The organism is Pseudomonas sp. FSL R10-1339, assembly GCF_009600545.1.
GTDB lineage: Bacteria > Pseudomonadota > Gammaproteobacteria > Pseudomonadales > Pseudomonadaceae > Aquipseudomonas > Aquipseudomonas bubulae.
Window position 1 is genome coordinate 1 of record NZ_WIVQ01000288.1, and the last position, 353, is coordinate 353.

Consider the following 353-nt stretch of genomic DNA (forward strand, 5'->3'; position numbering starts at 1 on the left):
GTTGTCAGTGACCTGATTGCTCAGTTGCGGCAAGTCGGGGTAACGCCGCAAGCCATTCACGTCGGTGGCGGGCAGCGGCGGCAATTGGGCGCTGGACAGGCCTTCGGCCTTGAGGGTCAAGGTGCGGGTCAGCGAGTCACCCACTTTGGAGTGATCTGGCTCGGGGTTCCAGCTTTCGCTCAGGCTCAGGCTGCGGGCCGGTAGCCAGGCGGCAGTGGCCGGATAGTCTTCAGGCTTGGGCTTGACCTGCAAGGGGATCTCGGTTGAAGTCACGTGGACCATTTTTCCGGGTTTTGGCGCGCTGGGTGTCGAGGTGTTGCCGGGCTGGTTGTCCACCTGGGTCGCGCTGAAGG

The 353-nt window shown here is 63.5% G+C and carries 1 pseudogene; it reads right to left on the reverse strand.

The features are described from left to right. Nucleotides 1–353 (reverse strand): annotated as a pseudogene (locus tag GHO03_RS24825) (BatD family protein); the annotation flags it as partial.